The 12,245-nt window shown below is 35.7% G+C and carries 8 protein-coding genes; 2 read left to right on the top strand and 6 right to left on the bottom strand.

Annotated elements, in window-relative coordinates; translation table 11 throughout:
• Positions 1-106: 106 nt before the first annotated feature.
• Positions 107-868, top strand: coding sequence for a MurR/RpiR family transcriptional regulator (locus tag J3U54_RS08395; protein ID WP_267385722.1), 762 nt, complete (start codon positions 107-109; stop codon positions 866-868).
• Between the two features lie 152 nt (positions 869-1,020).
• Here J3U54_RS08395 and J3U54_RS08400 read toward each other — a convergent pair whose 3' ends face one another.
• A complete protein-coding gene (locus tag J3U54_RS08400; RefSeq protein WP_103753093.1) occupies positions 1,021-2,013 on the bottom strand; it encodes a tagatose 1,6-diphosphate aldolase in 993 nt (330 codons plus the stop codon).
• A 170-nt stretch (positions 2,014-2,183) separates the two neighbouring features.
• Positions 2,184-7,022 (bottom strand): SLAP domain-containing protein, encoded by a 4,839-nt coding sequence (locus J3U54_RS08405; protein ID WP_267385724.1) that lies wholly within the window; start codon positions 7,020-7,022, stop codon positions 2,184-2,186.
• Positions 7,023-7,276: 254 nt separating this feature from the next.
• On the opposite strand from J3U54_RS08405, the gene J3U54_RS08410 reads away from it, so the two are divergent.
• Entirely contained in the window at positions 7,277-9,301 is a 2,025-nt protein-coding gene (locus tag J3U54_RS08410; RefSeq protein WP_103753095.1) for a hypothetical protein, read from the top strand.
• A 126-nt stretch (positions 9,302-9,427) separates the two neighbouring features.
• On the opposite strand, the gene J3U54_RS08415 is transcribed toward J3U54_RS08410, so the two are convergent.
• The 4 genes from J3U54_RS08415 to J3U54_RS08430 are packed head-to-tail and all read right to left on the bottom strand — an operon-like array spanning position 9,428 to position 12,114.
• Positions 9,428-9,829, bottom strand: a complete 402-nt coding sequence (locus J3U54_RS08415) for a PTS sugar transporter subunit IIA (RefSeq protein ID WP_103753096.1) — start codon at positions 9,827-9,829, stop codon at positions 9,428-9,430.
• 54 nt (positions 9,830-9,883) lie between these two features.
• Positions 9,884-10,702, bottom strand: coding sequence for a PTS system mannose/fructose/sorbose family transporter subunit IID (locus J3U54_RS08420; RefSeq protein WP_103753097.1), 819 nt, complete (start codon positions 10,700-10,702; stop codon positions 9,884-9,886).
• A complete protein-coding gene (locus J3U54_RS08425) occupies positions 10,689-11,615 on the bottom strand; it encodes a PTS mannose/fructose/sorbose/N-acetylgalactosamine transporter subunit IIC (protein WP_164715416.1) in 927 nt (308 codons plus the stop codon). The genes J3U54_RS08420 and J3U54_RS08425 overlap by 14 nt, the downstream gene beginning before the upstream one ends.
• Before the next feature lie 10 nt (positions 11,616-11,625).
• Complete coding sequence (locus J3U54_RS08430; RefSeq protein ID WP_267385725.1) at positions 11,626-12,114, bottom strand: PTS system mannose/fructose/N-acetylgalactosamine-transporter subunit IIB; 489 nt, start codon at positions 12,112-12,114, stop codon at positions 11,626-11,628.
• Positions 12,115-12,245 lie beyond the last annotated feature (131 nt).

Raw genomic sequence — 12,245 nt, forward strand, 5'->3', positions numbered from 1 at the left:
ACTATTATCTTTTGTACTATTATAAAGAGAATAAAGTGTAAAGATTTTCATAAATGATAGCGTTTACTAAAAATAACAGAAAACTATTTACAAAAGAGGTATAATCATGCCGACAAAAGAACTAAGTTCCGCTGAATTGCATCTTTGGAATATTGTCGAAAATAATCCGGATAAAATTGCTAAAATGTCAATCGTTAAGTTAAGTCAATTTGCTAATGTTTCTACTACCACAATTGTTCGCACCATGCAAAAGATGGGTTACAGTGGCTATACTTCTTATCGCGAAGCATTAAAACTCAAAAGTAAATCTAATTCTACTTTCGCAGTTTTAAATGAAGCAGATGACAAGATTAGGAGCGTTATTACTAAAAACGAGATTGAAATGAATAATACCTTGCACAATCTCAATTACAGTACAATTGAAGATAGCATCTCCATGACTAAACAGGCTAAAATCGTTTATTTGTTTGCACGGGGACTGTCAGAATCGATTGCACACGAAATGATGGTTAAGTTGCAGCTAACTGGTAAATACTGTGAGTTCCATTCTGATCCCAATATCATCATGACAATTGCTAATAAATTAAACCGGGATGCTCTCGCTATTTTTATTACACTGAATGGCGAAACAGATGAATTGGTCAAAGCTGCCAAAACATTGCGAAAAAATGATATTCCTATTTTGACGTTTACCACTAATCCTGCTGGCAGCATTTTAGCTTCTTCAACGCTGTCCTTCATTGGCTATAAGTCAAAGACAAATTACTTTCCCGAATATGAAGTACGCTCACGCTTGCCATTGCAGATTATGACGAGGATCTTTTGCGATGCGTATTCAGTCAGAACCAACTTTTTTAAGGCTAACTAAAAAAGGCTGCTAGTTTTTCTACTTGTCAGCCAGTTTGTTAAATTTTATCAGTAAACTCTTATCACAATTAAAAAAGTGCACAAGCAAAAGCACGATTCCGTTATTAATCACAGAATCGTGCTTTTGTAATAATTTTATTAACTTATTTGTAGTTATTGAACCGTCAATTTATCACGCCAAGATTTTGCTCCTTTGAGCGCTTGGTTTAAGTTTTCAATATTTTCTTTACCTTTAGTTGATAGCCATTTGCGACCAGCTGCTTCACTTTCACCGGCAAATGGCTTAATAGCAGGCTTCCAAGTTGCGCGTCCACATAAGACCCCGTTAAAGTCAGCTCCGGCTTCTTCGGCCATTTTGATTTCAGCAATAAATTCTTCACTCGTTACGCCAGCGGATAGGAAAATAAATGGTAGATCAGTAATATCAGATTGCTGTTTAAGCAAGTCTTTAGCCTGTTCTTGTGTATAAACCACCTCATTATTTCCATTAAAGCCTTCGACAAACTTGAGATTAAACGGAATTTCCACTTTCAAAACAGTAACATCATACTGCGGCGCCGAGAATTCTTTCATTGCTTGTAAAACCTTATTAGCTTTAACTTTGGCAAACTCTGCACTTTTTGTATCTTCAATCTTGCTGTCATAAGTCAATAGCTCAAGGAAAAATGGTAATTCGTTAGCTTTTGCTTCAGCGCCAACCCGCTCTACAAAGGCCTTCTTCTTATCATTGATTGCTTGGCCTTCATCCGGATCATAGTAAAGCAAGAATTTAATCGCATCCCCGCCTTCATTCTTAATGCGCAACCCAGATTGATTGGCAATTAAATCTGGCATTCTGCCGGGTTCAGTAGTATCATAACCAGTCTTTTCGTAAGAAAGAAGCAAGCCACAATTCTTGTCTCGAACTTTGGTTGCCGGTAAGCCATACTCTGGATCAGTCAAAATTGACGAAGCATAAGGTGTCAATTCACTTGAAACTGCCTTTTTAAAATCAACAATTGTTGTTTCATCAGCAGGTTTATTAGCAGCATCAGCCAGCATTTTCTTTAAAGAACCACGCTGATCGATTGCTAACGCACTAATTACGCCATCTTTAGTTGACAAATTTTCTAGATGTTTTGCAACTGCGGAAGATATTGATCTCATTATAAATCTCCTTTAACATTCTCTTTAATCGCACACTGTTATTATATACTCATTGTGAGCGCATTTAAAGAAGCGGTCGGATTTACGAAAAACTTTTCAGCTTTGAGATCAATTTTGAAAAAGTTTACATAAAAAAGATAAATTTCTTTAGTTATTTTAAGTATTATTATTTATTTAGAATAAAAATTGGCCTTTTTAACAAATTTATTTTTACCTATAATAAAGTACTTCTTGTTCTTAATAGTTACAGCACTACCATATATAATTATTTTTTTATTTCTACGGATTAACTTATGCCCTATGCGTTTACCTTTCTTGTTATAAACAAAAGAACTGACACGAAGCTTTTTAATTGTACCATCAATATTTCCAGCAGCAATATATCTGTTGTAGCCTAAGTCATAAAACTCTCTGTTAATTATAATTTTATGTCCATATACATCTATAATCGAGCCAGCTTTTAAGACATTTTGTCCAATTCTTTGACCATCTTTATCATAGACAAATGAATTATGCATTAATAATTTACTTTGTTTTAACTTTTGTTGATCTTTATTTGGCTCTTGTTGATCTTTTTGATCTTTGTTTAGCTTTCCCTTATCATCATTTTGACTATTACCTGAGGTTGAAGAACTAGATGAAGAATTGCTGTTTTCGCTTCCCGGCTCGTTCTTACCTGGAATTCCTGCTTTTACTTTAATAAGAACAGATTCAGTATCTTCCGGCTCATGTTCCAAAGACAGCTTATTAACTAACATTTGGTCCTTAAGTTCTAAAGAAATTGTACTACCATTAACTGGCTTCAAAGCTTTAAATTTAACAGTTGCAATCTTGCCATAACCGTTTATTGGTATTGCATCACCTTTATTACTAAAAATAACGTATACATCACTAGTGTTATCGGCATGTACCTTATTCTTAGAGAAGTTTATCATATTCTCCGTCAACCCACCGTTTTGAATACTATCAAATTTAAGTTCTTCACTGCTGTATGGCAATCTAACAGAGAATGCATTAGTATTAGTTAAGTTATCGCTACTAATTGTCACAGTGACCGTATCACCTTCTTGGTAAGACTTTTTATCTGTATTAATAGTTAATTTACCTGTAGGTACAATTTTTGCACTTTCATCATTTTGATCAGGAGCATCGGTTAAATGAGTCATTACATAATTGATATCAAATGCATCAATCAAACCATTTTGGTTAAGATCGCCTTTTTCAACATAACCATCAAAATCATTATCTTTGCCGCGTGTTTCTCCAGCATAATTATGTAAGGAAATTACATCATTTTCATCAATCTTCCCATCATCGTTGATATCACCAGGAAGAGCAACCTTAGTCCCTTCCTTTTGGTAAAGTAAAAATTCTTGGCCAGAAACATAAGCCCTTTGTGACCCGCCTTTAGGTATTATGAATTTTATCCAATATGCCTTGGTGCCAGGTGCAAACTTTATTTCTTTTTTTGTACTATCTAAAGCCCAATCTGATCCGCTACCGGCAGAACGCCAATGAATACCATCTAAACTAGTTTGAATCTCCATGTTCTTAATCATTCCGTTCGTGCCACCATCATTCCGTGGAACATAAACGAAACGGTCCAGATCCGTAATTCCATCTAAATGTGTCGTAATTGTCATAGGTGTTGCATCCTGATCATTGCCGTCACTAAACCAATTAGTGTGAGACTGGGTGGTTAAATCACGGTCAAATAAATTTTCTCCAGGAGTACCAGTCTGCCAAATATTGGTACCTTTAATATTAGATTCAGTATCAACATAAGTAACTTTGACTGTATTTTTCAGTACATCAGCTTTAGATTGGAATGTTTTTTCTTCACTCCACGGAGAAGTAGCTGTTTTAGTTACTGTCCTAATTTGAAAAGTATGTTTTGATTCGGATTTAAGATTATTTAAAACAAATTTTGGCTCTTTAATGCCAGTATATACTACTCCATCAGCTTTAATATTATAGCTTATACTACCAGCAACTGGTTTCCAAGAAACTGCAATTGAAGATGAAGTGGTTTCTTCATTGTCTTGAGATAAATCAGATGGTATAGCTAAATTTTTGTCTTCAGGTGGAATCTTATTTAATGGATTACTTTTATCTTTTATTCCATCAATTGTAACCTCAATTCCATTTTGACTCACATCAGTTTGTTCAAGTTTGATACGCAAAAAATTCTGTGCTAAGTCAGTGCCAATATCTTTTAAGTATGGATTAGTCAAGTAATTTTCATCAAAGAAATAAACATTTGATGATTTTTGATAGTCCTCAAAGTTACTTGCTTTGCGTAACTCAATAGACTTAGATCCAACCTTTACAGAAATTGAACTTGGGACTTCTTGGGTTCTAACATTAAGCTCTGTCGTCCGATTGGTATCAATACCGCTATACTCATTTGTTGTAGGATCAATACTTATAATTAATTTTGAGCCATTTAAAGTGCTTTTAACCAATGTCTTAGCATACTTATTATTTTTGTATTGAGCTGAAATTCCATCATCTTCATATACTGTAAAACTACTTGTCCCACTTGGATAAATTTCAAATTGACGCTGATTTCTAACTTTAAGATAATCTCTAGGAGTATTTGTAGCAGGAGCTGTTGGAATAATAGCTCCTGCTTTTATAAATACAGGTAATTTCCATAATGGTGCATCAAAGTTATTGAGTACTTGACCACCTTGATACTCTTTACCTGTGTAATAGTCAATCCAAATCTGATTTTCGTCAGGTAAATAAATACCATTCCGAATATCATTTCCTTTGTCATCACTTGCGGTATTCTGATAAATTGGTGCAATTAGGAAATTTTCTCCCCACATATATTGATACTTAACTAGGTCAGTATATGCTTCAGGATAATTTGGATAATCCAAAAACATTGCACGTACCATCGGCTTTCCTTCAAAAGTTGATTCAGAAGCAACACTATAAATATAAGGCATCAACATAGTCTTTTGCTTTAAGTAAGCACGGTTAATTGATGTAGTAGTTTTATCAAAAGTAAATGGATTCTTAGGATTAGAACCCCAACCATCCATATTAAGTTGAATTGGCGTAAATGCTTTCCATTGATAGTCTCTTGTATTAATAATTGGATTTCCACCACCAAAAATACCATCCATATCAGAAGCCGAATTTGGTTGGCCTGATAGACCACTACCAATGTATGTTGGAATCATAAAACGAATATACTCCCATTGTCCACCGGTTTCATCTCCAGTCCAAACTGCTCCCGTGTTTTGTGTGCCAGCCCAACCATCCAATGTGATAATAAAAGGTCGCAACAGATCCCCTTTTATTTTTTTAATCATTTTAGCAGCAGTTTGTGTACCGTTAAGTCCAAATGAATATCCGTTACCTACCCAAGCTACATCCGTCTTTAAAGCAACAACACCTTTTTGAATTTCTTGTTCAAAATCACGATCATCTGGTTTTGGGTTTTTTGGATCTTTTGGAGAAAGATTTTGTTGCGTCCACAAACCAACTTGAATTCCCTTAGAATTTGCGTATTTAATAAATTCTTCCAGATTTTGCAAATTACCTTCCAATGTGTCAGTTTGACCATAGCCAGCACCATAACCATCATTAGGTAAAAACCAGCCGATTGGCATATCATTAGCTAAATACTGATCAATAATTGATCGGGCACTAAATTGATAGTCTATCCCTCCCTTTTCACCATTCAAAGTTTCTCTTATTGCTTTATCTTGGTAAATTGCAGGCAAAGATCCCGGTTGATATTCTTTATAATATTTCCCATCAGGGTATTTAATAGCTCCCGGAGTATTAGCAGAAACTTCTACCCAGTAATCTCGATTATATGCATTTAAATGAGCTTCATAAAAACCATAAATTGGTGTAAGTGCAGGTAATCCTGTTAATTCTTGATAATCATGAATTAACTGGTAAGGGGTATCTTCAAAGAAATAAACAGCATCAAATCTTTCTTCTTCATGTGTTGTTGTTATATTTCCATCAGCTTTACTATCAAAATCATATATTCCTGGTGTAAAAGTATTTCTTATAGTTCCATAGCCTTTTGAAGACCAATAAAATGGATTTGGTGAAGCTACACCTTGATCAACCCAATTATTAGTATTTTCAATTTTAATTTGTTGGCCCGTTAAATTAAACCTACCATTTTGGGTACCACCACCAAAATAATTGGACCCAGAATCATCTTTAAGTGTTTGTGTGCTTGACTTTGTTGACACTTTTATTGGCTTTGTCTCTTGTAATATAACATGACCACTTTTATCGACACTCATTGTACCGGCTTTTTTATTAAAGTTAATGTTAATAGCTCCAGTTGATAAGACCCAACCATGTTCGTCTTCAATTATTTTAGTATTCTCTAGACCATCAGTTCCATATTCATCCTTAGCAAAAATTTTAGCATTTAAGTCTTTTTCTGATTGCTCTGGATCACTATATTTTCCCTTTGGATCAATATAATAGCGGAATATCGTTGGGCTTAGTACATAAAGACGAGCAACCTGATTATTAGAATATGTAACTTCAAAATATTTTTCTTGTTTCGTAACACTAACAATAGATTCTTGGATAGTTGGATCACTATTTTTTATTTCTGTATTTTTTTCAGTAATCTCTTGATTTTTACTGACCTCATAATTACCTTTTTGTTTTTCAATATTATTCTGATTTACCGTATTAATTGGGCTATCCTCATTTCTTCGAAAGTTGTCTTGGCTTGTAGAATTAATTATATTATTCTCATCTTGTGAGGAATTAGCAATAGCTTTTTTTAGTTTTAACTTATTAGCTTTTTGATGAGTATTCCTTTGGCTTCTAACACTAACCTTGTTAGTATTTTTAGAGGCACTAACAGTGTTTGGCTGACATGCAAATATACTTAAAAACCCAGTTGCGACTACTATTGAAGCTGTTCCAGTACTCAGATGCCTTATAGACCAATGATTAGTACTTTGATTGGCATTTTTACTTCTAATTTCTCTATTATTCCTACTAGTCATAACTTACTCCATTTTTTAATAATTAATAACATTAATATTTTATATGAAAGCGTTTTACATTTAAATAGTATAATATTTATACTTTATTGTAAACATTTTATTAAAAAATATTGGCCACCCAGCAATTTAGCTTCTAATCTTTTTTATTTTAATTTAAAAAAGGACTTAAATATTTACATATATTTTATAGTAGCAAAATAAAACTTAGTATATAATATATGATTATATATAAATTTATATTTAAGGATACTATCATGAAATTTATTTATACTTTGCGCTATATGCTTGATCCTCGTACCAATACAGCAGAAAAAGACCAGCAATTATTAGACTTTGTAAAAAAAGGACAGATTGATGATGTTGCTTTTTTCATTAATGGTGAAGAGCTCAATCATAGCCATTTGACTAAAAGAGAAACTCAGGTTTGGCTTGATGCAATTAAGCCACTGCAGGCAAAATTAGCTGCAATTGGTGTTACTACCAGCTTAAATCCTTGGACAACAATCATGCATTCAGATCGCGGCTATCATGTTAATCCGCAAATTGGCTTTAACACGTTTGTCGATCTTAATGGCCAAAAGGCTAACGATATGGCCTGCCCAGCTGATCCAACATGGCGAAAATACCTAACAGAGACATACGCGCAATATGCAAGTATTCATCCTAAACGATTATGGTTAGAAGATGATTTTCGTCATTATAATCACACACCACTTGGGTTAATGTGCTTTTGTGACTACCACATGCACCTTTATGAGAAAAAGCTTGGCCGAAAAGAAACTAGAAGTGAATTCGTTAAAAAAATGCTGCAGCCAGGTCCACCGACCATGGAACGGAAAATCTACCTTGATCAAGCACGAACTGAAATGATCGAAACAGAACACTTACTCGAACAAGCTGTTCACCAAGTAAGCCCAGAAACGGATTTAGCGCAGATGACATCTTATCCTGATTGGCATGCACTAGAAGGACGTGATTGGAATAACCTGTTTTTAGCGCAAGCCGGAAAGGACCATCCCCAAATTGCCCGTCCCCACTTGCCAGCCTATAAAGAAATTGCGCCAAATCAATATGGGCGTTTTTTCGAAGAGTACACGAGAATTACGGCTGCATTTTTAGGAGAAAAAACTGAACTTTATCCTGAACTTGAAAATTACATGTATTCACCCCTGGTAAAATCAACGACTTTCAGTCAGTTTCAAATAATTACGGCTGCTTTAATCGGTAGCCAGGGAATTTTACTAAACCTATTTGATATGATGGGTAATGGGATTAACCAAAGCTGGCATTACGCAGAAATGCTGGCTGAAACCAAGCCTTTTGCTAACCAATTATTGCAAAACAGACTACCTATTGAGCACTTGCGTGGCATTAAGGTCCTGGTCGACCAGGATTCTTGCTATAACTTACAAACTAAGTATGGCTTGGATGTAACGGAATTATTGCCGCATGAAAAAAATTGGGCCAGTTTACTAGGTGCCATGGGTTTTGCTACAACAATTTTGCCAGTCAGTGCTGACACTAAACTACAAAAGCAAATTATCGCTATTGCCGGCCAGCTTCTTAGAAATTTTAGTAATCAACAAATTACGCAACTTCTGCAGGACAATGTTGTCTTGTTAGATGGTGAAAGCATTCAAGTATTGCTGGACCGCGGCTTAGAAAACTTACTTCATATTCAAAAAGCGGTTTGGCATAAGTGCCGTACTGGCTACCAGTCCTTTGAGCAAGCAGATGGGAAGAAAGTTGATGGTGTCATTAATCCCCGCATTACGATGCTGCAACATACCGGTAATTACCTGCAACTTACCTACGATCCAGAAAGTAACGTTAATATTTGGTCTTCTGCCTATAATTCAGTTGATGAGCGCTTAGGCAATTTTATGGCCGTAATCGATAATCATCTACTTGTTCTGCCAGTTGACCAAGATCCACGTCACGGCTGGGAAGCACAATTTTCTACTTATAAGCAAGGGTTACTGCAACAAATGCTTACTAGCATCACATCCCTTGATTACCTAGAACAGATGCCTAATATAAAATTATTGCTGCAAGCTGATGGTAAAATTGCCTGGTTAGCTAATTTTTCGTCTGATTCATACCGGGAAATTAACTGGCACATTGGTAAAAAGCTACTTCATAATCAGGCCACCTTAATTAGAAAAAATGGTTCGACAGTAACGCGCAAGCAAATCAATCTTCAGCAAACGGGAAGTTCCGTAACCATTAACGAAGAACTTAAACCGTTTGAGTTAATTCAACTTATTTTTTCGAAATAAAAATAGGATTGGCCCCCCCTAGGCTAATCCTATTTTATTTAGTTAATCACGCATAGTTTAATAATCGAATAGTAAAAAGCCTAACTCCGATGATCCACCGAATTAGGCTTTTTTACTTTGGTAATTTTATTTATTCATTTTAGCCAACATTTCGGTAACATCGACCATTCCTGCCTTCCCGGCAGTAATATAGTCAGATTCTACCCCGTTCATTTGACTATTTAGCCATTCAATTACAAGTGGAAGATTCATTCCTGAAATTAAATGAATTTTTTGTCCACCCATAATCATTCTACTAACAACATTTGCAGGAGTTCCACCCATCAAATCAGCGAAAACAGTAATATCAGCAATATCCATTCCTGCTATTTCATTCTCAAATTTCTGCTTGAAATCCTCTGGTCCTTCGGATGGAAGTAGGCAAACTGTATGGACATGTTCTTGTTCGCCCATTATTAATTCGGCACTGGCTTTTACGCCCTCTGCCATTTTTCCGTGACTAATTAGTATTAATTCTTTTTCAGCCATATGAATTCTTTCTCTTACTATCGTTTTATGACATTACTGTGTTAAAGCAGCTTGCTAGACTTTAGCAATAATTCCAGCACCGCCTAAGATAATGCACAGAACTAAAACAATTAAAATTGCCTTAGTCGAAGTCATACCTTTCTTACCTAATAACCAGTAGACAAAGCCAACCACTGCAGCTGGGAGCAGTTTTGGAATAATCATATCAAGATTATTTTGAATATTCATTGAAACCTTACCGATTTGTGGTGTCCAAGCAAATTTAATGTTAACCATAGTTGCTACTAATGCACCAACCATGAAGACACCCATAACCGTAGCTGAATCAGTTAATGCGTTTAACCGATCCCGCATATCAGTTACCAATGAAACGCCTTTATCATAAGCAAAATGTAATTGTTTCCAACGGAAAACACAGATTAACAAGCAGGCTGCAACCCATATAATAACACCAATTGGGTTTCCTTCATGAGCCATCGAAGCGGCCAAAGCACCAAAAATAGTTGGAATTAGTGAAGCAAAGATTGAGTCACCAATAGCGGCAAATGAACCCATCAAGCCGACTTTCATACTCTCAACAGTATCTTTACCGGCAATTCCCTCATTTTCCTCAACCGCAAGGTCGATACCAGTAATAATAGTATTGAAGAAGTTTGAAGTGTTGAAGAATTGCATATGAGTCTTCATCATTTCTCTTAATTCTGGGGTATCGTCACCATAGATTTTTCTTAATTGCGGCAAAATCGTGTACAGATAACCACTGTTCTGCATTCGTTCATAGTTCCAGCCTAATTGGTAACCGAATAATGATCTCCGGTTAATCTGATTAAAGTCCGCATCAGTTAATTTATATTTAGGTTTAGAGTTCGTCATCAGTGATCTCTCCTTCATCATTATTAACACTTGAACTTACTTCTTCATTGCCTGCACTTTCAGCGCTCTTTGCTGGTGCAGGTCTGCTAATCGAGATGTTCTTGTAATGTAAGATTGCAAAAGCTAAGCCCAACATTGCAATTGCTAACATTGGTAACCCATTGAAGATGGAAGTAAAGCCTTTATTAACAGCAGCAAGACCAGTACCTAAAGTCTGCAGACCAGTAAATAGGACTGAGAATAAGGTAGTAATAGTAAAACCAAGAATTAAGTAAGCCACATGTTTCTTAACTGGTAAGTAGCGAAGCAAAATCGCAAAACCGACTGCTGGAAGCGTAGCACCTGCAACAGTTAAACCTTGACCTAGCCATAAGAACTCGCCATTTAAAGCATTGGCAATGCTTTGAACTAATCCTTGACCAAAGGCTAAGGCAATAAAAACGGGAATCGCACGAGATAATGACCACGGAATTGCACCATAAAGGACATTTCTTTCAACGGCTTTATAGTTAATCTTATCTTGATCAATTAAGTGATCGATTCTGTGAGAGAAGTAAGTATTAGCAAATCTTGCTAATACGTCCAGCTCTACCATGATTGCTGCTACAGGAACAGCAATTGAAGAAATAGCTGTTTGGGGAGTCATGCCCTTAACAGTTGTTGAAAAGGCAGTTGCTAGGACCGTACCAGTAGTTGCATCAATTCTTGAAGCACCACCAAAGGTACCAACACCTAAAACCATTAACTGCATTGAAGCACCGATAAATAATCCAGTAGGTAAATCACCCATAATCAGACCAGCAATTAAGCCGGCACCAACAGGAGTATTTAAAGATGAATAGATTTGCAATTCGTCAAGAATTTCTAAGCCTGCATACAAAGTAAGCAGTAATATTTGCCACCAAGCTATCATTTTTTTCCTCCTACTTTATCTTCTCGTCAATCAGTTTCATAACATTGGTTGCATCAACACTTGGATTCACCTGTGCGATTATCTCAACACCCTGATTGGCAATTTGGTTAAAAATCTTAACATCATCTGGCGTGACATTTACCTGCTTAGTCAGTTCTGTCGTATTTTCTTTGCGTGACATATTCCCTAGATTGAGCGAGTTAAATTTAACACCAGCATTAAGCAGTTGTAAAAAGTTTTCTGGCTCTTTTGAAACTAAAAATAGTCTCTGCTTGCCATAACGATTTTTTAATAAATGATCAGCAGCAATTTTTGTTGGTAGAACACTTAGTCTCGTCGTCATTGGCGTTGCCATTCTAAGACCACTTTTCTGGATATCATCCTTAGACGCTTTTTCATCTAAAACAATAATTCGTTCCACTTGCAGCTTCGGTGTCCAAAGATTAGCAACTTGACCATGAACCAAGCGTTCATCAACTCTTGCACCCACAATATTCATATATCTTCCTCCATATCTTCAAGGAAATCAAAACATTTTTAAAACGCTTTCACAATTACATGGTAAGGTACCAACCAATTTTTGTCAACCTGTACTTTTAAATTAATGATAATAACTTTATTGTTATGTTA

Origin of the sequence: Lactobacillus sp. B4007 (assembly GCF_026535895.1) — a bacterium.
GTDB lineage: Bacteria > Bacillota > Bacilli > Lactobacillales > Lactobacillaceae > Lactobacillus > Lactobacillus panisapium.

Coding starts and splice junctions, on each gene's coding strand:
- J3U54_RS08405 (WP_267385724.1), bottom strand. CDS start 7,022: ATGACTAGTAGGAATAATAGAGAAATTAGAAGTAAAAATGCCAATCAA.
- J3U54_RS08410 (WP_103753095.1), top strand. CDS start 7,277: ATGAAATTTATTTATACTTTGCGCTATATGCTTGATCCTCGTACCAAT.
- J3U54_RS08415 (WP_103753096.1), bottom strand. CDS start 9,829: ATGGCTGAAAAAGAATTAATACTAATTAGTCACGGAAAAATGGCAGAG.
- J3U54_RS08420 (WP_103753097.1), bottom strand. CDS start 10,702: ATGACGAACTCTAAACCTAAATATAAATTAACTGATGCGGACTTTAAT.
- J3U54_RS08425 (WP_164715416.1), bottom strand. CDS start 11,615: ATGATAGCTTGGTGGCAAATATTACTGCTTACTTTGTATGCAGGCTTA.
- J3U54_RS08430 (WP_267385725.1), bottom strand. CDS start 12,114: ATGAATATTGTGGGTGCAAGAGTTGATGAACGCTTGGTTCATGGTCAA.
- J3U54_RS08395 (WP_267385722.1), top strand. CDS start 107: ATGCCGACAAAAGAACTAAGTTCCGCTGAATTGCATCTTTGGAATATT.
- J3U54_RS08400 (WP_103753093.1), bottom strand. CDS start 2,013: ATGAGATCAATATCTTCCGCAGTTGCAAAACATCTAGAAAATTTGTCA.